Raw genomic sequence first — 24,188 nt, 5'->3', positions numbered from 1 at the left:
CGGTGCCATCACCCTGCACATGGAGACAACGTCATGGACATGCTCGAACCGGGCAAATTCGGTACCGCGGTGCCGTTCAAGAAGCGCTACGGCAACTACATCGGCGGCGAATGGGTCGCGCCGGCGGAGAACCAGTATTTCGAGAACATCACGCCCGTGACCGGCAAGGTCTTCTGCGAGGTGCCGCGCTCCACCGCGGCCGACATCGAGCGCGCGCTGGACGCAGCCCACAAGGCGAAGGCCGCCTGGGGCCGCACCTCGACGACCGAACGCGCGAACATCCTCAACAGGATCGCCGACCGCATGCAGGAGAACCTGGCCGTGCTCGCGGCTGCGGAAACCTGGGACAACGGCAAGCCCATCCGAGAGACCACCGCCGCCGACCTGCCGCTGGCCATCGACCACTTCCGCTACTTCGCCTCGTGCGTGCGCTCGCAGGAGGGCGGCATCAGCGAGATCGACCACGAAACCTTCGCGTACCACTTCCACGAACCCATCGGCGTGGTCGGGCAGATCATTCCGTGGAACTTCCCCATCCTGATGGCCGTGTGGAAGCTGGCGCCCGCGCTCGCGGCCGGCAACTGCGTGGTGATCAAGCCGGCCGAGCAGACGCCGGTGTCGATCCTGGTGCTGATGGAGCTGATCGGCGACCTGCTGCCGCCGGGCGTGCTGAACGTGGTCAACGGCTTCGGCGTGGAGGCGGGCAAGCCGCTGGCGTCGAGCAACCGCATCGGCAAGATCGCCTTCACCGGCGAGACCACCACGGGCCGGCTGATCTCCCAGTACGCTAGCCAGAACCTGATTCCGGTCACGCTGGAGTTGGGCGGCAAGTCGCCCAACATCTTCTTCGCCGACGTGATGGACAAGGACGACGCCTTCTTCGACAAGGCGCTCGAAGGCTTCGCGATGTTCGCGCTGAATCAGGGCGAGGTCTGCACCTGCCCGTCGCGCGCGCTGATCCAGGAGTCGATCTACGACCGTTTCATGGAGCGCGCGCTCAAGCGCGTGGCCGCCATCAAGCAGGGCAGCCCGCTGGACATGGCCACCATGATCGGCGCGCAGGCCTCCAGCGAGCAGCTGGAGAAGATCCTGTCGTACCTCGACATCGGCAGGCAGGAGGGCGCGAGAGTGCTGATCGGCGGCGAGCGCCACCAGTTCGAAGGCGACCTCGCCGGCGGCTATTACGTGAAGCCGACGGTGTTCAGGGGCAACAACAGGATGCGGATCTTCCAGGAGGAAATCTTCGGCCCTGTGGTGTCGGTCACCACCTTCAAGGACGAGGAAGAAGCGCTGGCCATCGCCAACGACACCCTCTACGGCCTCGGCGCCGGCGTGTGGAGCCGCGACATGAACCGCGCCTTCCGCATGGGCCGCGGCATCCAGGCCGGCCGCGTGTGGACCAACTGCTACCACCACTATCCGGCGCACGCGGCCTTCGGCGGCTACAAGCAGTCGGGCATCGGCCGCGAGAACCACAAGATGATGCTCGACCACTACCAGCAGACCAAGAACCTGCTGGTGAGCTACAGCGAGAACAAGCTGGGCTTCTTCTGATGAGCAGCACCGGCGAAGTCCTGCGCGTCACCGCGACCGATGCTGCGCTTGCGCTGATCGACAGGCTCGCCGCCGGGCACGGCCCGCTGATGTTCCATCAGTCGGGCGGCTGCTGCGACGGCAGCGCGCCGATGTGCTACGCGCAGGGCGAGTTCATCGTGGGCGACTACGACAGGCTGCTGGGGCACATCGGCGGCATGCCGTTCTACATCAGCGGGCCGCAGTTCGAGTACTGGCAGCACACGCAGCTCATCATCGACGTGGTGCCGGGGCGCGGCGGCATGTTCTCGCTGGAGGGGCCGGAGGGCTTGCGCTTCCTGACGCGGTCGAGGCTCTTCACCGACGAAGAATGGACAGCGCTGGAGAAAGGGTGAGACCAAGCTCGCGGCAGCCCTGAGGCAGCAGAGCGGCCTCAGGGAGCGGCGGGCTGCAGCAACTGGCGCACCAGCAGCCGCGCCGCGGGGGAGAGCTCGGCCCCCGTCTTCGTCGCCATCAGCAGCCGCCGCGTGGCCCATTCGTCCTTGAGGTGCACGACCTTCAGGTCGAGCGCCTCCACCTGCGCCTTGCAGGCGGCCAGCGGCACCACGCCGATGCCCAGGTTGGCCGCGATCATGTGGCACATCGCGTCGAAGCTGCGCACCTGCACGCGCAGGCGCATCGGAATGCCGGCCTGCTCGGCAGCGCGCGAGGTCAGCTCCAGCAGCGAGCTGCTGCGGTTCAGCCCCACGAACTCGTGCGCGAGGCAGCTCCTGAAATCCGTCTGCTTCACGCGGCTGCGTGCCAGCGGATGCTGCTTGGCACAGAGCACCACGAGCTCGTCGGTCTGGAAGGGCTGCACGTCGAGGCCGTAGGCAGGAGTGTTCTCGGCGAACACGCCGACGTCTGCGAGCCCATCGACGAGCGCGCGCACGATGTCGCCGCTCAGCTGCTCCTCGACCTCGACGCGGATGTCCGGATGCTGCGCGAGAAAGGCCGCGAGCGTAGCGGGCAGGAACTCCGTCAGCGCAGACATGTTGGCCCACAGCCGCACGTGGCCCCGCACGCCGCTCGAGTAGTCGCCGAGCTCGCTGCTGAACTGCTCGAAGCCCTGGAAGAGCCGCATCGCATGCTGCATCGCCACATGGCCCGCAGGCGTGAGCGCGATGCCCTGGGAGCTGCGTTCCAGCAGCTTCGACCCTGTTGCCGCTTCGAAATCGGAAAGCCGCCGGCTTGCGGCCGAGAGCGCGAGGTGGCACGCCTCCGCACCCTTGGTGATGCTGCCCGACTGGGCCACGGCGCAGAAGAGGCGAAGCGTCACGAAATCGACACGCGCGGGATTGATGGTGCTGGCCATCGGCGAATTCTAGGGAGCGCGCCAGTGCCGAAAGTCATGGGTCCGGCGAAAGATATTTTTTGACATGTTATGTCCAAATCCCTATAGTGAATCCATCGAAGCACGGCTCGCTTCCAAAGGTATTCACCACAAGGAGAGGTATGCAACCACTGCTCGATCAACTGAAGGGACTGGATGTGCTGGCAGGCGCAGAGATGGGCGGGCGGTCCGTGCAGTTGCAGCCCATTCCGGGCCACACGCCCGTGATCCAGGTGAGCATCGAGGGGCGCGACGAACTGCCGATCTTCGTCACCAGTTCCGACATGCAGATCATCTGCATCTGCTACCTCTGGGCCGAGGAAGAGGTGAAGCCGGCGCGCCGCACCGAGCTGCTCGAATCGCTGCTCGACCTGAATCCTTCGGTTCCCCTGTCTTCCTTCGGTCGCGTCGACGGCCGCTACGTGCTCACCGGCGCGCTGGGCCGCGATGCCAGCGTGCAGGACATCGCCCGCGAGGTTGCGGTGCTCAGCGACAACGCGCTCGATGCGCTCGACGCCCTGTCCGAATTCCTGAATTAAGCGGAGGTCCCATGACAGTCATCAAGAAGCTCGTCACCCTGCTGCGCGGCAGCGCGCGCGAAATCGGCGAGAGCGTAGTCGACAGCAATGCCACGCGCATCTACGAGCAGGAAATCATCGATGCCAAGCACAGCATCGAGAAGGCCAAGGGCGACCTCACGGGCGTGATGGCCAAGGAGATGCAGTCGGCCCGCGAGATCGAACGGCTGAAGAACGAAGTCGCGCGCTACGAGGGCCTGGCGCTGGAGGCCCTCAACAAGACGCAGGAAGGCTTGGCGCTCGATGTCGCGGCCAAGGTCGGCGCGCTCGAGCAGGAGCTCGAGGAGCAGGCCAGGGCCCACGCCTCGTACGCGCTGCAGGTGTCCAAGCTCAAGGACCTGATCAAGTCCGCCGAGGCGCGCATCCGCGAGCACGAACGCGAGATCGGCATCGCCAAGACCACCGAGAGCGTCTACCGCGCCACGCAGTCGATCTCCGAGAACATCGGCAGCGGCGGCTCGCGGCTGGCCAATGCGCGCGAGTCGCTGGAGCGCATCCGCGCGCGACATGAAGACCTGTCCGACCGCATGACGGCCAGCAAGCAGCTCGAAGACGAGTTCGGCCACGGCGCGCTCGAGAAAAAGCTGGCCGCCGCGGGCATCGGCGGCGACGCCGACCGCACCGGCAAGGTGATGGAGCGCATCCGCGCCCGCCAGGCGAAGCCGGCGGCACCCGAGGCGCAATAGGCATCATGCGCGTCAAGCCGGTTCGCTGGCAGGGCTCGGACGAGGCGCTGCGCGCCGTCCAGGTCGCGTTCGACGTGGAGGAGGCGGTGCTGGAGGCCGTGCGTACCGCGGCCTTCAAGCAGCACGTTTCCACGTCGGACCAGATCCGGCAGGTGCTCGGCCTCGCCACCACGGCCAAGCCGAAGCGGCCGCGTCTCACGGTGTCGCTGAGCGCCGCCGACTACGAATTCCTGGCGAAGCGATACGGCCTCGCCGCAGACGACAGACTGGCCATCAAGGAGAGGGCCACGCGCGACCTGATTGCCTTCGCGGGCAAGCCGGCCGCGGCAACGAAGAAGAACAGCACCGGCGCGAGGAAGCCGGTTCGCGGCAGCAAACAGAACAACTGACAACAACCCGCACGCGGGAGGATCAATGGGCGATTTCTTGGGAGCGGTGACGGGGTACCCGACCGCGATCTACACGGTGCTGCTCGGCGTCGTGGTGATCTACTGGGTGCTCGCGATGCTCGGAATGGTCGACATCGAACACAGCGGCCTGGATGTGGACGTCGATGTCCACACGCACGCGGATGGCGACACCAGCGACATAGGGCACCTGGCCAGCTACGTCGTGGCCCTGGGCCTGAACGGCGTGCCGTTCTCGGTGGCCGTGAGCCTGCTGGTGCTCGTCGCGTGGACCGTGTCCTGCCTGGGTGGCGAGTGGCTGCTGCCGCTGGTGCCCACCATGCCGCTGCAGCTTCTGGCGGGCACCGCCTTGCTGGTGGCCAGCGCGCTCATCGCCATTCCGGTCACGGCCGTCGCCATCCGGCCGTTGCGAGGCCTGTTCGTGAGCCATACGGCCGTGAGCAACGCCGCGCTGGTCGGCCAGCTGTGCCGCGTCGTGACCGGCGTGGTCAACGAGAAGGACGGCCGCGCCGAGGTGGCACGGCGCGGCGCCAGCCTGAACATCCGCGTGTGGGCTCCCACGCCCAACACGCTCAAGCGCGGCTCGCAGGCGCTGATCGTCGAGTACGACGAGGTGGCCGCGCGCTACCTCATCGCCGCGCACGACGACCACGCGGCCTGAGTGCGCGCGCCCACCGGCGCGCCGCCACCCGGCCCTCACCCGTTTCGTTTCTTTCGCTCTCAAGCATCTCTGGAGAAAAAATGGAGCCCATCATCTTCGCCGTCGTCATACTGGCCATCCTCGTCCTCGGCCTGTTCGCGATGTTCGCCAAGTTCTATCGCAAGATCGAGCAGGGCCACGCCCTCATCGTGAACACGCTGCGCGCGGAGCCCGAGGTGACCTTCACCGGGCGCATGGTCTATCCGATCATCCACAAGGCCGAGCTGATGGACATCTCGGTCAAGACCATCGAGATCGACCGCTCCGGCAACGAGGGCCTGATCTGCCGCGACAACATCCGCGCGGACATCAAGGTGAAGTTCTTCGTTCGCGTGAACAAGACGGCCGACGACGTGCTGAAGGTGGCGCAGGGCATCGGCTGCGCGCGGGCCTCCAACCACGAGACGCTGGAGGAGCTGTTCTCCGCCAAGTTCTCCGAGGCGCTGAAGACGGTGGGCAAGTCGATGGACTTCGTCGACCTCTACCAGGCGCGTGACAACTTCCGCGACCAGATCGTGAGCCAGATCGGCAACGACCTCTCCGGCTACGTGCTGGAAGACGCCGCCATCGACTTCCTCGAGCAGACGCCGCTGTCGGAGCTCGACGCCAACAACATCCTCGACGCGCAGGGCATCAAGAAGATCACCGAGCTCACGGCCGTGGAGCACGTGCGCACCAACGAGCTGCGCCGCAACGAGGAAATGCAGATCAAGAAGAAGAACGTCGAGACGCAGGAAGCCCTGCTCGAGCTCGAGCGCCAGCAGGCCGACGCCACCGCACGCCAGCAGCGCGAGATTGCCAGCGTGCGGGCCCGCGAGGAGGCCGAGACCGCCAAGATCCAGGCCGAGGAGCGCACCAAGTCCGAAACCGCGCGCCTGCTCGCCGAACAGTCGGTGTCGGTGCAGCAGGAGAACGTGCAGCGCGAGAAGGAAGTGGCCGAGAACAACCGCAAGCGCGCCGTGGCCGTCGAGGAGGAAAAGGTCATCCGCGCCCGCGACCTGGAGGTGGTCGACCGCGAGAAGGAAGTGACGCTGCAGCGCATCGAGAAGGACAAGGCCGTCGAGGTGCAGAAGAAGGCGATCGCCGACGTGATCCGAGAGCGCATCGTGGTCGAGCGCACGGTGGCCGAGCAGGAAGAGGCCATCAAGGAGCTGCGCGTGGTCGCCGAGGCCGAGCGCACCAAGAAGTCGGTCGTCATCATGGCCGAGGGGCAGGCCGACGAGAAGATGGTGCTCGACCTGAAGGCCGCCGAGACGCAGGAAAAGCGCGCCCGCCACAAGGCCGCGGAAGAACTCACGCTGGCCGAGGCCAAGCTGAAGGTGGCCGAGCGCGAGGCCGAATCGAAGAAGCGTGAGGCCGAAGGCGTGGAGGCCATCTCGGCCGCGCCGGGGCTGGCGGCCGCCAAGGTCGAGATCGCTACCGCGCAGGCCAAGCTCGCCAGCTTCGAGGCCGAGGCCACGGGCAAGGAGAAGCTGGGCCTTGCCGAAGTGCATGTCCGCCAGGCCGATGCCGACGCGATCCTCAAGGCCGGCCAGGCCGACGCGCAGGTGATCGAGGCCCGCTCGCAGGCCGAAGCTGCCGGCATGCGCGCCAAGTTCGAGGCCGAGGCCTCGGGCAAGGAGAAGCTCGGCCTCGCCGAAGTCAACGTGCGCACGGCGGACGCCGAGGCCACGCTCAAGTCGGGCCAGGCCGATGCGCAGGTCATCGAGGCGCGCTTCGGTGCCGAGGCCAAGGGCCTGCACGAGAAGTTCGAGGCCATGAAGTCCATGAGCCCCGAGACGCGCGACCACGAGGAATTCCGCATGCGCCTGGAGAAGTCGCACATCGAGACCCTCAAGGGCATCGACGCGCAGACCGCCATCGCCAAGGAGCAGGCCGAGGTGCTGGGCACCGCGCTGGCCAACGCCAAGATCGACATCGTGGGCGGGCAGGGCGACTACTTCGACAGCTTCGTGCGGTCGCTCTCGGTGGGCAAGGGCATCGACGGCGTCATCTCCAAGAGCAATGCGCTGCAAGTGGCCTTCAAGGATCAGCTCTCCGGCGAGCGCGACGTGGTGAAGGACCTGCGCGACATCGTCGGCGCACTGGGCAGCTCGTCGGGCGAGGTGCAGAACCTCAGCGTGGCCGCCCTGATGAACAGGATCGCCACCGACGGCAGCGAGAGCCAGAAGAGCGCGCTGCGCAACCTGGTCGCCACCTTCCGCAACGGCGCCGCCGGGGAAGCGGCGCGATGAATGCGAACCTCAAGTGCAGCTGTCCCGCGCACTTGCCGATGCGGCCGGTGGCGCTGGCCGAGGGGCTGCTCGCGGTGGAGTGCGACGACTGCCACGGCATGTTGATGGACATGGACGACTGGCGTGCCTGGAAGGCGGGCGACGCGAGCCGCGTGCCGCAGGCGGTCGACGACGAGGTCATCGAGGTGTTCGATGCCACGGCGGTGCGGCACTGCCCCGAATGCGAACGCCTGATGCAGCGCCTGCGCATGAGCGCGGGCCCCGACTTCCGCGTCGACCGCTGCGTGGCCTGCCAGAACCTCTGGTTCGACCAGGGCGAGTGGCGCGCCATCGTGAGCCGGGGCCTGGCCGGCCGGCTCGACGAGATGCTGTCCGACGGATGGCAGCGCCGCCTGCAGACCGAGGTGGTCCGCGAGGCCCGCGTTGCCGCGCTGCGCCGCCGCTACGGCGACGTATGCATCGACGAGCTGGACCGCATCCGCGCCTGGCTCGATACCCAGCCCCACCGCGACGAACTGCTCGCCTTGCTCCGCGCGGACTGACCGCGCCGAACTATGCAACCAACGGATGAAAAAGGCGCGCCGCCGGCCGTCGCCGCCGAATCGCAGACCGAGGCGCTGGTGTCCGGCAGCGGCAGCTACGACCTGCTGAAGAAACGGCTGGAGAACCAGGGCGAGGGCCTGCTGAAGAAGACCCAGGCGCTCAACGAGCAGCGGCTGGCCGAGTTCGGCCGCTCCGACCAGGCCCTGGTGCTGCGCACCCGCGCGCGCACCGAGAACAACGCCGTGGCGCGCGACCTCGTGCGCATCGGCGACCTGCTGCTGTTCGGCTACAACGTGTTCATCGGCCTGCGCAAGGAGACCACCGTCGGCGACGTGTTCGGCCTCTACCGCCTGGTGTCGCCGGGCGAAGCCGGGCAGGGCGCAGACAGCGACGAACTGCAGCCGGTGCCGCTGGCGGGCAGCTTCCTCGAGGATGCGCGCTTCGCCTCCGACTTCCGCGAGCTCTACGCCTACTACAAGCAGGCCACGCTGCTGCAGCTTCGCGTCACGCAGGACAAGCTGCTCGCCTCCTTCCAGATCGGCCAGCAGCTCACCGACGTGCGCGTGTTCCGCTGGGCCATCGAGCGCGACGGCCGCATCCAGTACATCGACAACCGCGGCGAACGAGACATCGCCCTGCCGCCGAGCCACGACTTCGAGTGGACAGTGGCCACGCGCGAGGACCACGTGGGGGGCAAGCACCCTCACGTCAACGTGCTCGACACCGTCTTCGTCGAGACGCTGGGCGGCGACCTCACGATCAAGATCGAGAACAACACCGAGACCGGGCTGGGCATCTACAGCGAGCCGGTGGAAGACCGCAGCCAATCGCTGACCGATGCTGAGATCGCGTGGGCGAAGCTCGGCATGCTGATCCTGCTGCGCGTGAAGCCCTACCGCGAGCAGGTCACGCGCTACCTGGTGTTCAACATCCGCACCCAGCAGGTCGAGCGCATCGACGCCATCGGCGGCTCCTGCGTGCAGCTGCCGGAAGACCACGGCATCATCTTTCCGGGCGGCTACTACCTGCAGTCGGGCGAGCACAAGCGCTTCGACCTGCCGTCCGAGATGGTCGAGAACCTGCGCTTCAAGCGCATGCTGCGTTCGCCCAACGGCGAGGACGTTGCCTACATCTTCTACGACCCCAGGCCCGGCCGCTACGCGCTCTTCAACTACAACCTGATCGAGAAGAAGCTCGCCACGCCGATCATCGCCAACGGCTACGCGCGCTTCGCCGACGGCCGCATCCTGGTGTTCCACGACAACGACGGCGAGCCGACGCGCGTGCACCCGATGCAGCTGTGGAAGACGCCCTTCGCGAGCGAGGAGCATGCGAGCGCGCAGCCGCCCGCTGCCGGCTTCTTCGGCAAGATCGGCAACGCCGAGCTCGTGCGCGGCGTGAGCGACCTGATGGGCATCGCGCGCGCGGTGCGCGAGCAGGCGCCGACCAAGGCCGCCTACGAGGACCTGATCCGCCAGTGCACCCGCGTGAGCGACGCCTACTTCTGGCTCGACGCGCCCGAGGCCGCCGGCATCATGGGCGAGCTGCGCAGCATCGCGGAGGTGGCGCGCAGCACGCTGGCCGAGTTCGAGAAAGTCGACACCATCCGCCGCGAGACCGCCCGCGCGCTGGCCCGCGCGGAAGAGGAACAGCACGCGCTCCTGGTCGACATCGCCAGCACGCTCTGGCGCGCGCCCGACGACTTCGTGAAGGCGCTGGGCCGGCTGCGCGAACGCCGCGGCGCGCTGCAGATGCTCAAGGAGCTGCGCTACGCCGACCTGCCGCGCATCGCCGCGATGGACGCGGAGCTCGAAACCGAGCAGCAGCGCATCGGCGAGCGCGCCATGCAGTTCCTGGCGGCGGATACCGCCTTCGCCGGCCAGCGCCAGGCGCTGGACAAGCTCGCGACGGAACTGCCCAACCTCGGCACCTCCCCGGCGCTGGGGCAACTGCTCGCCACCCTCGACGAGCAGGCCGCCGGCCTCGACCTGCTGACCGAGCAGCTCGGCAGCCTGCCGGGCGGCGATGCGGTGATCCGCACATCCATCCTCGACCGCATCTCTCTCATCTACGCCGACATCAACCGCATGCGCGCCGACGCGCGCGCCCGGCGCAAGTCGCTGGGCGTGACCGAGGCGCGGGCCGAGTTCGGCGCGCAGTTCAAGCTCTTCGGACAGGCGGTCGAGAACGCGCTGGAGTTCGCCGACACGCCCGAGAAGTGTGACGACGCGCTCACCCGACTGCTGGCACAGCTGGAAGAGATCGAAGGCCGCTTCGCCGAGCAGGACGAGTTCCTGGGCGACATCGCCGAGAAGCGCGAGAGCGTCTACGAGGCGCTGTCGGCCCGGCGGCAGGCCCTGGTCGAGGCTCGCCAGCGCCGCGCGCAGGGCGTGATCGACGCGGCGGGGCGCATCCTCGACGGCATTCCGCGCCGCATCGCGCAGCTGTCCGATCTGACGCAGGTCCACAGCTACTTCGCCGCCGACCCGATGATCGGCAAGCTGCGCACGCTGATCGCCGACCTGCGCACGCTGGGGGCGGCGGTGCCTGCCGACGAGCTCGACACGCGCCTGAAGACCGCGCGCGACCAGGCCCTGCGCGCCGTTCGCGACAAACGCGAACTGGTGAGCGAGGGCGGCGATACGCTGCGCCTGGGGCGCCACGTCTTCACCGTGCACCGCCAGCCCGTCGACCTGACGCTGGTGGCCCGCGAGGAAGGCATGGCCTACCAGGTGACGGGCACCGACTACCTGAGCCCGGTGAAAGACGAGCGCCTGCAGGCGCTGCGGGACTACTGGGGCCAGTCGCTGGTGTCCGAGACGCCCGAGCTGTCGCGCGCCGAGTACCTCGCAGGCCGCCTGCTCGAAGCGCTGCTCGAAGGCAGGGCCGAACGCAGCTGGGCCGACGTGCGCACGCTGCTGGCCGAGGACCCGCAGCATCCGCAGCTGCTCGAAATGGTCCGCCGCTTCGCTGCCGCGCGCTACCAGGAGGGCTATCAGAAGGGCATCCACGACGACGATGCGCTTCGCCTGCTGGCCGCGCTGGTCGCCATGCAGGACCAGGCCGGGCTGCTCGCCTGGGGGCCGACGGAGCGTGCGCTGGCATTGCTCTACTGGCAGCACGGCCACCTGATCGCGCACCGCGAGTCGCTGCTGCGCCGTGCGCGCGCGGCGCTTCAGATGCAGGAGCTCTTCGGGCGTCGCGACGCCCTCGACCAGCTCGAAGCCGACGTCGCCCGCTCGCTGGGGCATTTCGTGCGCGAGGTGCTGCCCGACATGCTCGCGGTGGGCGAGACGGCGGAGGATGAGCAGGAGCCCGAGGGCCGCAAGGCGCTCGTCGCCACGCTATGCGACCAGTCGGCTGCCTACCTCGTGCGCGAGCTTTCTGCCCATGGCGGCGAGACCTGGGTGGTCTCGGGCGCCGGCGAAGACCTTGCCGCCGCATTGCTGCGCGAGCTTGAACGCGGCCGGCGCCGCGAGGCATGGCAGGCCGACCTGGACGCCGCACCGCCGGCCGAGCGCTGGCGGCTCGCGCGTGACTGGGTGCGTGCGTATGCGGTGCACCAGTCGCCGCAATCGGCCGACTGGGTGGACGATGCGGCCAGCGTGCTCGCCATGCCGCTTCAGCGCACCCGGGTCAACGTGGCGCTCGACCAGGCCGTCGAAGGGCTGAGGGGCGAGCATCCGCGCGTGGCCGATGGTCGGCTGGTGCTGAACCTCAACGACTTCTGGCGCCGTTTCCTCTTCCACGCGCAGCACGCGGTGCCGGCCTTCGAGGCGCTGCACCGGCTGCGCCACGAGCTGCTCGAAGAGGAGAAGGCGCGTCTCAAGCTGAGCCAGTTCCAGGCCAAGCCGCTTTCCACCTTCGTGCGCAACCAGCTGATCGACGAGCTGTACCTGCCCATCATCGGCGACAACCTCGCCAAGCAGATCGGCTCGGCGGGCGAGGGCAGCCGCACCGACCGCATGGGCCTGTTGCTGCTGATCTCTCCGCCGGGCTACGGCAAGACTACGCTGATGGAGTACGTGGCCGACCGGCTGGGCCTGATCTTCGTGCGCATCAACTGCCCGGCGCTCGGCCACGGCGTGACCGCCATCGACCCGGCCAATGCGCCCAACAGCGCGGCGCGGCAGGAGCTGGAGAAGCTCAACCTGGGCCTCGCCATGGGCAGCAACGTGATGCTGTACCTCGACGACATCCAGCACACGAGCCCCGAGTTCCTGCAGAAGTTCATCGCGCTGGCCGACGGCACCCGCCGCATCGAAGGCGTGTGGAACGGCGAACCGCGCAGCTACGACATGCGCGGCAAGCGTTTCGCCATCGTGATGGCAGGCAACCCGTACACCGAATCGGGCGACGTGTTCAAGATCCCGGACATGCTGGCCAACCGGGCCGACATCTACAACCTCGGCGACGTGCTCTCGGGCCGAGAGTCGGCGTTCGCGCTCTCCTACATCGAGAACAGCCTCACGTCGAACCCCACGCTGATGCCGCTTGCCTCGCGCGACCCCAAGGACGTACAGCTGCTGGTGCAGATGGCCCAGGGCCACGAGGTGCCCAGCAGCGCGCTCTCGCACGCGTACAGCGCGGTCGAGCTGGAGGAGATCAAGGCGCTGCTGCAGCGGCTCTTCCGTGCGCGCGACCTGCTGCTGAAGGTGAACCTCGCCTATATCGAGTCGGCTGCGCAGCAGGAGTCGTACCGCATCGCGCCGCCCTTCAAGCTGCAGGGCAGCTACCGCAACATGACCAAGCTCGCGGGCAAGATCACCGCGCTGATGCGCGACGACGAGCTCGATTCGCTCCTGCGCGACCACTACCGCGGCGAGGCCCAGACCCTGACCACCGGGGCCGAGGAGAACCTGCTGCGCCTGGCGCAGCTCCTGGGCAGCCCGACGCCCGAGGAAGACGCGCGCTGGAAGGAGATCTGCGAGGAGTTCGTGCGCCAGCGCAAGCTCGGCGGGGCGGACGTGGACGGCAGCCAGCGGATCGCCAGCAGCATGCTCGAAGTGGCGCGCGCGGTCGATGCGCTCAAGCCGGAACCCCTAGCGCCCGCAGAAGGGCCCAGCGAAAGCCAGCGGCTGGCCGACGCCATGCTGCAGATCGCCGTGACCTACCGCGAGCTGATCCTGCCGCTGGTGACGGCCACCGAGCGCCGCCTGGAGCTGGACCGTTCCATCGCGCAGAACATGGAGCGGCTCGCGGCAGAGGCGATGAGCATGCGAGCGGCGCCGAAACGCGCCTCCGAACCCGACAAGGAGCAATGAGATGTCGGCCTTGCCCGCGACCACCGAAGCACCGCCCGGCCTGCCATTTCTGCTGGCCCAGCTCGACGACACCCTCGCCGATGCCCGCCTGAGCGACGACGAGCGGCGCGTGCTGGTCCACACGCTGCGCGAGGCCCAGCCGCCCGAAGACGGCTTGCGCCAGCTGCGCAACCGTGCCTTCGACCTTGTGCGCGCACGCACCGCCGACCCTGAACAGCTCGCGCTGCTGAAGTGGCTGGAAGGCGTGGTCCGCGCCATCGACACCGGCCGCTCGCCCGACAACGTGGCCGTGTGCTCCCAGGCCTTCTTCAGCCCCGGTACGGCCTGCCTGCAGGCCATCAACCAGCAGTTGCGTGCGGCGAGGCATTCGATCGACCTGTGCGTGTTCACCCTGTCGGACGACCGCATCACGGCCGAGGTACTGGCCGCGCACAGGCGCGGCGTATCGCTGCGCTGCATCTCCGACAACGACAAGGAGTTCGATCTCGGCAGCGACATCGGCCAGCTGCGCGCTGCCGGCATTCCCGTGGCGGTGGACCGAACGGAGGCGCACATGCACCACAAGTTCGCCATCTTCGACGGCGCCCGGCTGCTCAACGGCAGCTACAACTGGACGCGCAGCGCCTGCGAGTCCAACGAGGAGAACCTGGTGCTGACCAACGACCCGCAGCTCGTGCGGCGCTTCGCCGACGAGTTCGACAGCCTCTGGAAAGAACTGCAGGCCCCCCGATGAGCACCCGACGCATCGACTACGACTGGGAACTGCCGCCAGAGATGCAGCAGCGGCTGGGCGGCTCCAGCTACGGCGCGCAGCGCGTCATCCACGAGCAGGGGCACCTGATGGTGATCCTGCACGAGCCGCCGGCTGGCACGGCGTCGGAGCGCAAGGCGGCAGTGTTCCTGCGCAAGCCCGACGGCACCTGGCTGCACAAGGGCAACAACCCGGGCGAGCGGCCGCTGGCCAAGCTGGTCGAGAACTACCGCGCGACTCTGGCCGCCTTCGAGGTCCGGCACGAGGCCGCCGACGGCTCGGAAGCGCTGTTCCAGATCCTCGGGCCGCTGATTCCGCTCTCGCGCGCCGCCTCGAACATGCAGGCCACGCTGCAGGCCGCACGGGAGGCCGCGCCGGAAGACTCGATGATCACCGACCTGCGCGACCGTGCGGTGGAGATCTCGCGCGGGCTCGAGTTGCTGCTGGCGGACACCCGCATGTCGCTGGACTACAGGCTCGCCCACGCGGCCGAGCAGCAGGCGCGCGCCGCCAACGAAGTCAGCCGGGCGCAGCACAAGCTCAACACCATTGCGGCGCTGACCTTTCCGCTGATGGCCATCGGCGCGGCCTTCGGCATGAACCTGCACAGCGGCGTCGAGAACCTGCCGGGCTGGGTCTACTGGGCGATCTTCGGTGCGGGACTCTTCATGGGCGTTCTGCTGCGCGGATGGGTGAAGGCGCCCGATGCGCCTGCACCGGCCGTGCCGCCCCTCGGATCGGGCTTGTCGAAGAAGAAGTAGGGCGGCCCTGCCGTCGCCGGTGGCCTTCGCGTTTCGCGAAGGACTGCTGCCGCCAAAGCAATTCCGCATTCCGCGATCCGTTCCTAGAGTCGGGGCCAGCCCAACCAAGGAGACGGACGCGGACATGAATGCACTCGAAGGCCTGAAGGTGCTGGAGCTCGGCCAGCTCATCGCCGGCCCCTTCGCCGGCAAGACGCTGGCGGAGTTCGGTGCCGACGTGATCAAGGTCGAGCCGGCCGGCGCCGGCGATCCGCTGCGCAAGTGGCGGCTGCTGCGCGACAACGGCACTTCGGCATGGTGGGAGGTGCAGTCGCGCAACAAGCGCTCGGTGTGCCTCGACCTGCGCAGCACCGAAGGTCAGGAGGCCGTGCGCGCACTGGCGCTCGAGGCCGACGTGCTGATCGAGAACTTCAAGCCCGGCACGCTCGAAGGCTGGGGCCTGGGGTGGGAAGAGCTGCATGCGCTGAACCCGCGGCTGATCATGCTGCGCATCTCGGGCTACGGGCAGACCGGGCCCTATCGCGACAAGCCCGGCTTCGGCGTGCTCGGCGAATCGATGGGCGGCCTGCGCTACCTGAGTGGCGAGCCGGAGCGGGTGCCGGTGCGCGTGGGGGTGTCGCTGGGCGACACGCTTGCGGCGCTGCACGGCGTGATCGGCGTGCTGACCGCGCTGCACCACCGTACCGCCCATGGCGGAGAAGGGCAGTTCATCGACGTGGCGCTCTACGAGTCGGTGTTCAACGTGATGGAAAGCCTGCTGCCCGAATACGACGCCTTCGGCGCCGTGCGCGAGCGGGCCGGCAGCGCGCTGCCCGGCATCGCGCCGACCAACGCCTACCGCTGCGAGGACGGGCACTACGTGCTGGTGGCCGGCAACGGCGACAGCATCTTCCGCCGGCTGATGCGCGCCATCGGCCGGGAAGACCTGGGAAGCGACCCCGCGCTCGCGCACAACGACGGCCGCGTGCTGCGCGTGGACGAGATCGACGCCGCCATCGAGGCATGGACGCTGCGGCGCAGCCGCGACGAGGTGCTGGCCGCGCTCGATGCGGCGGGCGTGCCGGTGGGGCGCATCTACACGGTGGCCGACATCGCGAGCGACCCGCAATACCTGGCGCGCGGGATGATCGTGGAAGCCTCGACTTCCGACGGCGCCACGCTGAAGGTGCCTGGCGTGGTGCCCAAGCTCAGTGCCACGCCGGGCCGCATCGCGCACCCCGCGCCCCGGCTGGGCGAGCACGATGGCGATCTGCGCGGCGGCGGCTGGCCCGCGCGCCGTGCCGAAGGAGCGGCGGCATGAAGGAGGGCGACGGCACGCGGCTGTTCATCAACGAGGTCGCGACGCGCGACGGCTTCCAGATGGAGAGCCGCTTCATCCCGACGGAGGACAAGATCGCGCTGATCGACCGGCTCGGCGGCCTGGGCTACGCGAAGATCGAAGTCACGTCCTTCACCTCGGCGAAGGCGATTCCCGCACTGCGCGACGGCGAGGAGGTGATGAATCGCATCGCCCGCCGCCCCGGCGTGGTCTACACGGCGCTGGTGCCCAATGTGCGCGGTGCGCAGCGCGCTCTGGAAAGCCGCATCGACGAATTCAACATCGTCATGTCGGCGAGCGAGACGCACAACCTCGCCAACCTGCGGATGACGCGGGAGCAGTCTTTCGCGCAGTTGGCCGACGTCATCGGCCTGGCGAAGCACGCCGGCGTGCCGGTGAACGTGTCGCTCTCATGCGTGTTCGGCTGCCCGATGGAGGGCGAGGTGCCGCTGGCGGCCGTGCGTGGCTGGATCGATCGCTTCGCCGCGCTGGACGTGCAGGGCATCACGCTGTGCGACACCACGGGCATGGCCTATCCCACGCAGGTGGGGGAGATCTGCGAAGCGGTGATGGCGAGCCACCCGGCACTGGAATGGACGGCCCACTTCCACAACACGCGCGGCATGGGCCTCGTGAACACGGTGGCGGCGGTCGAGGCCGGCATCCGCCGGCTCGACATGTCGCTCGGCGGCATCGGCGGCTGCCCCTACGCGCCGGGCGCGACCGGCAACGTGGCGACCGAGGACCTGGTCCACATGCTGCAATGCATGGGCTATGACACCGGCATGGACCTCGCGGGCCTGGTCGGCACCGCAGTGGCCCTGGAAGCGCTGCTGCAGCACGATCTGCCCGCCCAGGTCTCGCGCGCGGGCCACCGGCTGACGCGGCATGCGCCGCCGCCGGATTTCAACGACATCGTGGCTCGTGCAAGGCAGCGCGGGCTCGCAACGAAGGAGCTGCAACCATGATCGACCACCTGGACCACCTCGTGCTGACCACCGCGCAAGAGGAAGCCTGCATCCGCTTCTACGTCGACGTGATGGGCATGTCGCTGGAGAGCTTCGGCGCCGGCCGCAAGGCCTTTCGCTTCGGCAACCAGAAGATCAACCTGCATGTGAAGGGCCACGAGTTCGAGCCCAAGGCGCAGCTGCCCACGCCCGGCTCGCTGGACCTGTGCTTCATCGCCAGCGTGCCGCTGGACGAAGTCATTGCGCGTCTTGCAAGGCAGGGCGTGCCGATCCTCGAAGGGCCGGTGATGCGCACCGGCGCCACCTCGCGCATCCGCTCGGTCTATGTGCGCGATCCGGATCTCAACCTGATCGAGATCTCGGAGCTGTCACCCTGAGGGCGAGGCCCCGGAAGACAGCGAGCAAAAACAAAACCACCGGAGACAAACCATGAAAACCATCCACCGCCTCGTCGCGGTCGGCCTTGTACTGTCCGCTTCGGCCGCGAGCGCTGCCGACGCCTGGCCCTCGAAGCCGACCACGATGGTCGTGCCGACCGCGCCGGCAGGCTCCACCGACATCATGGCCCGCCTGGTCGGCGAGCCGCTGCAGCGTGCGCTGGGGCAGCCCGTCGTCGTCGACAACAAGCCCGGCGCGAGCGGCAACATCGGCACCGAGTTCGTGGCGCGCGCCACGCCCGACGGCTACACGCTGCTGATGCAGTACTCGGGCTACCACGTGGGCAATCCCTCGCTCTACCCGAACATCAAGTGGAGCCCCACCAAGGACTTCGTGCCGGTGGCGATGGTGATGCGCGCGCCGCACGTGGTCGCGGTGAGCGGCAAGCTGCCTGTGAAGTCGATGAAGGAGCTCATCGAGTACGGCAGCAGGAAGGAGGGCGGGCTGTTCTATGCCTCCTCGGGCAACGGCTCGATCCAGCACATCGCGGGCGAGCTGCTGTCGCGGCAGGCGAAGCAGGCGATGACGCACGTGCCCTACAAGGGCTCGGGGCCGGCGATCAACGACCTGATCTCGGGCAACGTGGACATGTTCATCACCACGCCGCCCTCCGTCATCGGCCACTTCGCAGGCGGTCGCATCAAGCCGCTGGCCTACACGGGCAGCAAGCGCCACCCGTCGATGCCCGACGTGCCGACTTCGGCCGAGGCGGGGCTGCCGGGCTACGAGGTCGAGTCGTGGTTCGCGGTGTTCGCACCGGCCAAGACGCCGCCGGAGGTCGTCAACAGGCTGAGCACGGAACTGCGCAAGATCGTCGAGAGCGAAGCCTTCCGCAAGAAGGTGGACGAGCAGGGCGCCTTCGCGACCTACATGGACTCGGCGACGCTCGCGAAATTCGTCGACCAGGAACTGGCGACCTGGTCGAAGGTGATCAAGTCGGCGGACATCAAGCCCGATTGATCCAAGGCGCGGCTACAGCTTGACGTTGATGATCGAAAGGATGATCGCGGAGAGCGTCATCGCGACCGGCAGCTGGCGCACGGCGAGCGCATGGGCGCGGGCGACCGAGGCCTGCGTCTGCAGCAGGAGGCTGCGTTCGGAATGGATGGGTGTGGACATTTCGGACTCCTGTGTGGTTGCGGGCTCATCGCCCCGATGGCCTCCACGATAGGCTTCGCAGCGCGCTGCGGCACAGGCGTTTCGTCGACACGGCGTTTCCGTTTTCGCAACGATGGGGCATCCGCCGGACGGAACTTCGGGCGGAGCTTTCGAATCGGTGGGCCCGCGCACGTGGGGTAAAAATCCAGCGCCCCTCGACCGATCCATAGACGAACAAGCAGGCAGACCCGCAAGAATGAAGAGCAAGACGACAGCGCCAAGGCTGAAGACGCGCCGCGCCACCCCCGACGATCCGATGCCATGGCCGCTGCTGCTGGCCGCCGACGGCCCGCGCGCCGAGATCCGCAAGTACCTCTCCCGCGGCGAGCTCTGGCTGGCGGAGGCGGCAGGCGAGGTCGTCGGCCAGATGGTGCTGCTCGAAACCCGCGTCGGCACCTGGGAAATCATGAACATCGCGGTGCGCGGCGAACTGCGCAGCCATGGCGTCGGCACCGCGCTGCTGCGCAAGGCGAAGGCGCTGGCGGCCGAGCGCGGGGCGCAACTGCTCGAGGTGGGTACAGGCAACAGCAGCCTGCGCGAGCTGGCCTTCTACCAGCGCTTCGGCTTCCGCATCGTCGGCGTCGACACCGACTTCTTCGTGCGCCGCGCGGGCAGCGGCAGGCTGCAGAGGCAGGACGGCATCGTGCTGCGCGACATGGTGCGCCTGCGCATCGAGCTCGCAGGCCGGCCCTAGCCTGCGATCAGCTTCTGCACCAGCTCCGCCGTGGTCGCGGCCGAGTACTTGCGCATCAGCCGGGCGCGGTGGAGTTCGACGGTGCGGTGGCTGATGCCCAGCGCCTTGCCGATCTCCTTGGAGGTCAGCCCGCGCATCACCTGCGCCGCAACTTCGCGCTCGCGCGGCGTGAGTTCGGCCTTGACGGCGCGGCGCGAGCCCAGGTCCTCGAAGGTCCAGATACCGGCCTCGTGGGGGGCGTCGCGGTTCATGGCGTGGCCGGTCACGTGGCACCAGAAGGTCTCGTCGGCGATGGCGCCGTGCAGGTTGCCCAGCCGCTTCATCATGCGGTTGTCGGCGTAGTGCCCGCTGGCGTTGAGGAAGGGCTCCATGCGCTTGCCGATGCGCTCGAACTCGGCCACGCTCGGGTAGAGGATGCTGAACGAATGCCCGACCAGCGCGGAGGGCGTTGCGCCAAAAATCTCGCAAACGCGCAGGTTGCACGCCACGATGGTGCGGTTGCTCGACACCACCATGCCGACAGGCGCGTGTTCAAACGCCAGCCGGTAATCGATCTCGGGCATCGGGGGTCTCCATTACGAAATACTACGTATGCGAGTAGGTAGTATCGTTCAGGGGTTTCCCGCCCTTTCCCAACTCCTTTCCACCCACTTTCATTCATCCATCGAGGAGCTCGAGTGAACAAGATTTTTCCCACCGCTGATGCGGCACTCAAGGGGGTCGTCGCCGACGGGCAGATGCTCGCGGTCGGCGGCTTCGGCCTCTGCGGCATTCCCGAAGCGCTGATCGACGCGCTCAAGGATTCCGGCGTCCAGAACCTCACCGTCATCTCCAACAACGCGGGCGTCGACGGCTTCGGCCTCGGCAAGCTGCTGGAGACGCGCCAGATCAAGAAGATGATCGCGTCCTACGTCGGCGAGAACAAGGAGTTCGAGCGCCAGTACCTCGCGGGCGAGCTGGCCCTGGAGTTCACGCCGCAGGGCACGCTGGCCGAGAAGCTGCGCGCCGGCGGCGCCGGCATCCCGGCCTTCTTCACCAAGACCGGCGTGGGCACCCAGGTTGCCGAAGGCAAGGAGCTGCGCGAGTTCGACGGCGAGACCTACGTGATGGAACGCTCGCTGGTGCCCGACGTGGCGCTGGTGAAGGCCGACGTGGCCGACAAGTCGGGCAACCTGCGCTTCCGCCTGACGGCGCGCAACTTCAATCCCGCTGCCGCAATGGCCGGCAAGATCTGCATCGTCGAGGTCGAGAAGATCGTCGAGGTGGGCGAACTGGCCCCCGACGACATCCACCTGCCGGGCATCTACGTGCACCGCATCGTGCTCAACGCCAACCCCGAGAAGCGCATCGAGAAGCGCACCGTGAGCGCATCGGTCGATGCCGCCGCCGCCAAGGTCGAGGCGCAGACTGTCATCGCCGCCGCGGCAGCAGCCGGCAGCGAAGTGCCTGCCAAGGTCGTCAACAAGAAAGAAGGAGCCTGAGATGCCCTGGACCCAAGACCAGATGGCGGCCCGCGCCGCCCAGGAACTCGAGGACGGCTTCTACGTCAACCTCGGCATCGGCATCCCGACGCTGGTGGCCAACCACACCGGCGACAAGGAAGTGTGGCTGCAGAGCGAGAACGGCATGCTCGGCATCGGCCCGTTCCCGACGGAAGACCAGGTCGACGCCGACCTGATCAACGCCGGCAAGCAGACCGTGACCACGCTGCCGGGCTCGGCCATCTTCGGCAGCCATGACAGCTTCGCGATGATCCGCGGCGGCAAGATCAACCTGTCGATCCTCGGCGCCATGCAGGTCAGCACCAAGGGCGACCTCGCCAACTGGATGATCCCCGGCAAGATGGTCAAGGGCATGGGCGGCGCCATGGACCTCGTGGCCGGCGTGAAGCGCGTGATCGTCCTGATGGAGCACGTCGCCAAGAAGAAGGACGGCACCGAGGATCTGAAGATCCTCGAGAAGTGCACCCTGCCGCTGACCGGCGTGGGCGTGGTCGACCGCATCATCACCGACCTGGCCGTGATGGACGTGGTGCCCGAGGGCCTGAAGGTCGTCGAGCTGGCGCCTGGCGTCACCTTCGACGCGCTGCAGGCCAAGACGGGGGCCAAGCTGATCCAGTAACTGGGCGGACGGCAAACGCAACGACAACAAGAGGCAGGGTCGCGCAAGTGGGCCTGCCTTTTTGCTTTTTGCCTTGGAGCATGGAAATGGTGAATTCGAGCGAGGTTCTGGGCGGCATCTGGCGGCAAGCCGGCTTGCCCGAAGAGGCCTTGCAGTTCGCGCGGCTCACCGGTTCGGAACCTGTGCTGCCGTCTTCCTTCGCGGTAGGCACTGCGGCACAGGGCACCATCGCTGCGGCCGCCCTCGCGGCCTGCGAACTGGGGCACCTGCGGGGAACGCCACGGCAGCAGGTGGGCGTCGACATGCTTCACGCGGCCCTGGAGAGCACGGGCTGGTTCAGCCTGGACGGCCAGGTACCACCGCAATGGGACGAGTTCTCGGGGCTCTATCGCTGCGCCGACGGCTGGGTGCGCTTGCACGCGAACTTCGCGCATCACCGCGACGGCGCGCTGCGGCTGATGAATCTCGACCCGGCCACCGCCACCCGCGCGGACGCGGAGCGGGCGATGGCCGCGTGGCCCGCGCTCGACTTCGAAGATGCCGCGGCTGCGGCCGGGCTGGTCGTGACGGCGCTGCGGCGCTTCGACGAATGGGATGCCTCGCCTCAGGGCCGCGCAGTCGCCGCGCAGCCTCTCTTCACCATCGAGCGCATCGGCGATGCGCCGCCGCTTGCACTGCCGCCCCTGCGCGAAGACGAGCGCCCCCTGTCGGGCCTGCGCGTGCTCGACCTCACGCGGGTGCTTGCCGGGCCGGTCGGTGGACGCGCCCTTGCGGCCTATGGCGCGGAGGTGATGCTCGTGAACTCACCGAACCTGCCGAACATCAGTGCAATCGCCGATACCAGCCGGGGCAAGCTCTCGGCGCATGCCGACCTGCAGACCGAGGAGGGGCGGACGGCCCTGCGGCGGCTGGTGGTCGATGCGCATGTGTTCGTCCAGGGCTACAGGCCGGGCGGCATCGAGGCGCGCGGCTTCGGGCCGGACGCGCTGGCAAGCATGAGGCCCGGCATCGTCTGCGTATCGCTCAGCGCCTACGGCACCAAGGGGCCGTGGGCGAGTCGCCGGGGTTTCGATTCGCTGGTTCAGACCGCGATGGGCTTCAACCACGCCGAGGGCGAGGCCGCAGGCGACGGCAAGCCCAGGCCGCTGCCCATGCAGATCCTCGACGAGGCCACCGGCTACCTGATCGCCTTCGGCGCAGCCGCGGCACTTTGGCGCCAGCAGCGGGAGGGTGGAAGCTGGCACGTGCAGCTGTCGCTGGCGCAGACGGGACAGTGGCTGCGCAGCCTCGGGCGCGTGCAGGACGGGCTCTCGGCTGCGAAGCCCGATCTGAAGCCGTATGTCGAAACCTCCGACTCCGGGTTCGGCCGGCTGGCGGCGCTGCGACACAGCGCGCAACTGCAACGCACGCCCGCCGAATGGGTGCGGCCTTCGATGCCGCCGGGAAGCGATCCGCCGAGGTGGCCTTAAGCCCCGAGCGCCGACCGCACCTTGTCTCCCAACCCCCGCAGCCGCTCCACCGGCTCGTTGGAAAACACGAAGCGCAGGTACTGCGCCCCATGCGTCTCGCCCCAGCCCTTCATCGCGGTGGCGCAGACGCGCTGCGCGAGCAGGCGCTCCGACAACGTCTGCCCGTCGATGCCGAAATCGCTCGTGCGCAGCAGCAGCGACCAGCCACCGCCCGGCACGCCGACCGGCAGGCCCTTGAGCTCCTCCAGCACCGTGTCGCGCCGCCGCTCCAGTTCCGCCACGTAGGGCGCGAGCGTGCGCGGCGATTGCTCCAGCGCGGTGGCCACCGCGTCCTGAGCGATACCGACGGGCACCACCACATTGGCGAGCGACACGGCCACGAGGTCGGGCATGTAACTCTCGGGCGCCACGGTCCAGCCCACGCGCCAGCCGATCATGCGCAGTTCCTTGGCCGACGAGCCCACCGTGATGGTGCGCTCGGCCATGCCGGGCAGGCCCGCGGGATGGATGGGCTTGCGGCCGTCGTACAGCAGGCGCTCCATCGCCGTGTCGAGGATCAGCGTGATGTCGTGCTGCACGCACAGCGCGGCGATGGCGCGCCAGTCTTCCTCGTCGAAGCAGCCGCCAGAGGGCATCGAGGGCGACATCAGCAGCATGGTGCGCACGCGCGGGCCGACTGCCTGTTGCAGCGCTTCGCGGTCGAGCTTCCATTCACCGCCGGGTGTGAACCTGAAGGGCACGTACTTCGGTGTGCCTCCCGCAAGGCGGATGCGGTTGAGCAGGCCTGCGTAGGTCGGGTCGGTCACCAGCACCTCGTCGCCGACCTCGACGGTCGCGAGCAGCGCATTGAGGATGCCCGAGAGCCCGCCCGCCGAGATCACGCAGTTGCGCGCGCCGCTGTACGCCACGCCCGAGAGCGCCGACACATGCCGCGCCGCCACGTCGCGCAGCCGCGACTGGCCGACGAAGGGCAGGTAGCTGTTGTCCGGGTCGAACGATGCGGCCTGCACGGTGCGTGCGACGGCCTCGGGGTCTGGCGGGATGTCGACGTCGAGGTTCTCCAGCCGCAGGAGCGGCGGGCCGCTCGCGTCGTCTGCGATGGCGCCCATGCGGTCGACGCCGATGCCGGCGATGTGTTCGAGTCGGGCGGGGCGGTGGCGTGGCATGGGCGTTTCTCCTGTCTCCGTCTGGGG

The 24,188-nt window shown here is 68.2% G+C and carries 23 protein-coding genes; 19 read left to right on the top strand and 4 right to left on the bottom strand.

Going from position 1 to position 24,188, the window contains the following annotated elements; all coding sequences use genetic code 11:
* Window positions 1-33 precede the first annotated feature (33 nt).
* Both adh and FHY06_RS06525 read left to right on the top strand, forming a co-directional pair.
* Complete coding sequence (gene adh, locus FHY06_RS06530) at window positions 34-1,554, top strand: aldehyde dehydrogenase (protein ID WP_126182244.1); 1,521 nt, start codon at window positions 34-36, stop codon at window positions 1,552-1,554.
* Window positions 1,554-1,928 (top strand): DUF779 domain-containing protein, encoded by a 375-nt coding sequence (locus FHY06_RS06525; protein ID WP_145758747.1) that lies wholly within the window; start codon window positions 1,554-1,556, stop codon window positions 1,926-1,928. The genes adh and FHY06_RS06525 overlap by 1 nt, the downstream gene beginning before the upstream one ends.
* 38 nt (window positions 1,929-1,966) lie before the next feature.
* Here the strand turns inward: FHY06_RS06525 and FHY06_RS06520 are convergent, their stop codons facing one another.
* Window positions 1,967-2,887 carry a LysR family transcriptional regulator gene (locus FHY06_RS06520; protein ID WP_132751415.1) on the bottom strand — a complete coding sequence of 307 codons (921 nt, stop codon included), beginning with the start codon at window positions 2,885-2,887 and terminating at the stop codon, window positions 1,967-1,969.
* A 140-nt stretch (window positions 2,888-3,027) separates the two neighbouring features.
* Here FHY06_RS06520 and FHY06_RS06515 point away from each other — a divergent pair, with 140 nt between their 5' ends.
* The 13 genes from FHY06_RS06515 to FHY06_RS06455 all read left to right on the top strand — a co-directional run bounded on the left by FHY06_RS06515 (window position 3,028) and on the right by FHY06_RS06455 (window position 18,513).
* Window positions 3,028-3,444, top strand: a complete 417-nt coding sequence (locus FHY06_RS06515) for a YjfI family protein (RefSeq protein ID WP_126182241.1) — start codon at window positions 3,028-3,030, stop codon at window positions 3,442-3,444.
* Between the two features lie 11 nt (window positions 3,445-3,455).
* Window positions 3,456-4,169, top strand: coding sequence for a PspA/IM30 family protein (locus FHY06_RS06510; protein ID WP_184603957.1), 714 nt, complete (start codon window positions 3,456-3,458; stop codon window positions 4,167-4,169).
* A 5-nt stretch (window positions 4,170-4,174) separates the two neighbouring features.
* Complete coding sequence (locus tag FHY06_RS06505; protein WP_019651999.1) at window positions 4,175-4,558, top strand: hypothetical protein; 384 nt, start codon at window positions 4,175-4,177, stop codon at window positions 4,556-4,558.
* Window positions 4,559-4,583: 25 nt separating this feature from the next.
* A complete protein-coding gene (locus FHY06_RS06500) occupies window positions 4,584-5,237 on the top strand; it encodes an OB-fold-containig protein (RefSeq protein ID WP_019652000.1) in 654 nt (217 codons plus the stop codon).
* 80 nt (window positions 5,238-5,317) lie between these two features.
* A complete protein-coding gene (locus tag FHY06_RS06495) occupies window positions 5,318-7,510 on the top strand; it encodes a hypothetical protein (protein ID WP_019652001.1) in 2,193 nt (730 codons plus the stop codon).
* Window positions 7,507-8,052: a TFIIB-type zinc ribbon-containing protein gene (locus FHY06_RS06490; RefSeq protein ID WP_126182238.1), complete on the top strand. Its 546-nt coding sequence runs from the start codon at window positions 7,507-7,509 to the stop codon at window positions 8,050-8,052. The genes FHY06_RS06495 and FHY06_RS06490 overlap by 4 nt, the downstream gene beginning before the upstream one ends.
* A gap of 12 nt (window positions 8,053-8,064) precedes the next feature.
* Window positions 8,065-13,317, top strand: a complete 5,253-nt coding sequence (locus tag FHY06_RS06485) for a DNA repair ATPase (RefSeq protein ID WP_184603954.1) — start codon at window positions 8,065-8,067, stop codon at window positions 13,315-13,317.
* A 1-nt stretch (window position 13,318) separates the two neighbouring features.
* A complete protein-coding gene (locus tag FHY06_RS06480) occupies window positions 13,319-14,050 on the top strand; it encodes a phospholipase D-like domain-containing protein (protein WP_184603952.1) in 732 nt (243 codons plus the stop codon).
* Entirely contained in the window at window positions 14,047-14,829 is a 783-nt protein-coding gene (locus FHY06_RS06475) for a magnesium transporter CorA family protein (protein ID WP_184603950.1), read from the top strand. Before FHY06_RS06480 ends, FHY06_RS06475 begins: the two co-directional genes overlap by 4 nt.
* A 124-nt stretch (window positions 14,830-14,953) precedes the next feature.
* The gene (locus FHY06_RS06470; RefSeq protein ID WP_184603948.1) at window positions 14,954-16,129 is read left to right on the top strand and encodes a CaiB/BaiF CoA transferase family protein; all 1,176 of its coding nucleotides are present in this window, start codon (window positions 14,954-14,956) and stop codon (window positions 16,127-16,129) included.
* A complete protein-coding gene (locus tag FHY06_RS06465; protein WP_184603945.1) occupies window positions 16,126-17,115 on the top strand; it encodes a hydroxymethylglutaryl-CoA lyase in 990 nt (329 codons plus the stop codon). Before FHY06_RS06470 ends, FHY06_RS06465 begins: the two co-directional genes overlap by 4 nt.
* Entirely contained in the window at window positions 17,112-17,492 is a 381-nt protein-coding gene (locus FHY06_RS06460) for a VOC family protein (RefSeq protein WP_126182232.1), read from the top strand. The genes FHY06_RS06465 and FHY06_RS06460 overlap by 4 nt, the downstream gene beginning before the upstream one ends.
* 52 nt (window positions 17,493-17,544) lie before the next feature.
* Window positions 17,545-18,513 carry a Bug family tripartite tricarboxylate transporter substrate binding protein gene (locus tag FHY06_RS06455; protein ID WP_184603943.1) on the top strand — a complete coding sequence of 323 codons (969 nt, stop codon included), beginning with the start codon at window positions 17,545-17,547 and terminating at the stop codon, window positions 18,511-18,513.
* Window positions 18,514-18,525: 12 nt separating this feature from the next.
* Here FHY06_RS06455 and FHY06_RS06450 read toward each other — a convergent pair whose 3' ends face one another.
* Window positions 18,526-18,672, bottom strand: coding sequence for a hypothetical protein (locus FHY06_RS06450; RefSeq protein ID WP_019652010.1), 147 nt, complete (start codon window positions 18,670-18,672; stop codon window positions 18,526-18,528).
* Between the two features lie 235 nt (window positions 18,673-18,907).
* Here FHY06_RS06450 and FHY06_RS06445 point away from each other — a divergent pair, with 235 nt between their 5' ends.
* Window positions 18,908-19,405, top strand: coding sequence for a GNAT family N-acetyltransferase (locus tag FHY06_RS06445; RefSeq protein ID WP_221404103.1), 498 nt, complete (start codon window positions 18,908-18,910; stop codon window positions 19,403-19,405).
* On the opposite strand, the gene FHY06_RS06440 is transcribed toward FHY06_RS06445, so the two are convergent.
* Entirely contained in the window at window positions 19,402-19,968 is a 567-nt protein-coding gene (locus tag FHY06_RS06440) for a LuxR C-terminal-related transcriptional regulator (RefSeq protein WP_019652012.1), read from the bottom strand. The two genes, FHY06_RS06445 and FHY06_RS06440, sit on opposite strands and share 4 nt — an antisense overlap.
* A 114-nt stretch (window positions 19,969-20,082) precedes the next feature.
* Between FHY06_RS06440 and FHY06_RS06435 the strand changes: the two genes are divergently transcribed.
* The 3 genes from FHY06_RS06435 to FHY06_RS06425 all read left to right on the top strand — a co-directional run bounded on the left by FHY06_RS06435 (window position 20,083) and on the right by FHY06_RS06425 (window position 22,995).
* On the top strand, window positions 20,083-20,886 hold the full coding sequence (locus FHY06_RS06435) for a CoA transferase subunit A (protein WP_019652013.1): 804 nt from the start codon (window positions 20,083-20,085) through the stop codon (window positions 20,884-20,886).
* Between the two features lies 1 nt (window position 20,887).
* Window positions 20,888-21,526 carry a 3-oxoacid CoA-transferase subunit B gene (locus FHY06_RS06430; protein ID WP_019652014.1) on the top strand — a complete coding sequence of 213 codons (639 nt, stop codon included), beginning with the start codon at window positions 20,888-20,890 and terminating at the stop codon, window positions 21,524-21,526.
* A gap of 86 nt (window positions 21,527-21,612) precedes the next feature.
* The gene (locus tag FHY06_RS06425; protein ID WP_184603940.1) at window positions 21,613-22,995 is read left to right on the top strand and encodes a CoA transferase; all 1,383 of its coding nucleotides are present in this window, start codon (window positions 21,613-21,615) and stop codon (window positions 22,993-22,995) included.
* Here the strand turns inward: FHY06_RS06425 and FHY06_RS06420 are convergent.
* Window positions 22,992-24,161: a pyridoxal phosphate-dependent aminotransferase gene (locus tag FHY06_RS06420; RefSeq protein ID WP_184603938.1), complete on the bottom strand. Its 1,170-nt coding sequence runs from the start codon at window positions 24,159-24,161 to the stop codon at window positions 22,992-22,994. The two genes, FHY06_RS06425 and FHY06_RS06420, sit on opposite strands and share 4 nt — an antisense overlap.
* Window positions 24,162-24,188 lie beyond the last annotated feature (27 nt).

The organism is Variovorax atrisoli (assembly GCF_014195185.1).
GTDB classification, from domain to species: Bacteria; Pseudomonadota; Gammaproteobacteria; order Burkholderiales; family Burkholderiaceae_C; genus Variovorax; species Variovorax atrisoli.
This window is presented reverse-complemented; position numbering and strand designations above follow the sequence as displayed.